This is a genomic window from Streptococcus sp. HMSC071D03, from assembly GCF_001812125.1.
In the GTDB taxonomy this organism is placed as follows: Bacteria; Bacillota; Bacilli; order Lactobacillales; family Streptococcaceae; genus Streptococcus; species Streptococcus pseudopneumoniae_N.
Window position 1 is genome coordinate 1,814 of sequence record NZ_KV807811.1, and the last position, 366, is coordinate 2,179.

Below are 366 nucleotides of genomic sequence, written 5' to 3' on the forward strand. Positions count from 1 at the left end.
AAGAAGATATTAAAGTAGTATCTGTTTCTTTTTATAAAGAGAATTTCATGCACCTTACAGGAATTGCGCCAATAAAAGATGACCAAACCCCAGAACAAACACTACTTGATTTTGTGGAGGGAAGAGGGAGATTTGATAATATTATGATTGCTAATAGGGGAGCAGCATTTGAAAAACTACAAGTGTTACCTGACTTTGAAGCAATTATTGATGCAGGTTCTTTCTATTTTGATGATTTATCTCAAATTGAAAAATTCAATCGTATTGATTTATCTCAAGCAATCATGTCTGAGGATAAAGATTTGTTGCTTGCGCTAAGAGATATTGATGGGATTGGAGTTCCTGCTTCTTTGATGAAAGTAAAAG

General features: G+C 33.6%; 1 protein-coding gene. It reads left to right on the top strand.

All coding sequences use genetic code 11. From position 1 onward, the window contains the following. Nucleotides 1-366 (top strand): PBECR4 domain-containing protein (locus HMPREF2837_RS11965; RefSeq protein ID WP_261674358.1); only part of this gene is annotated, 366 nt, incomplete at both ends.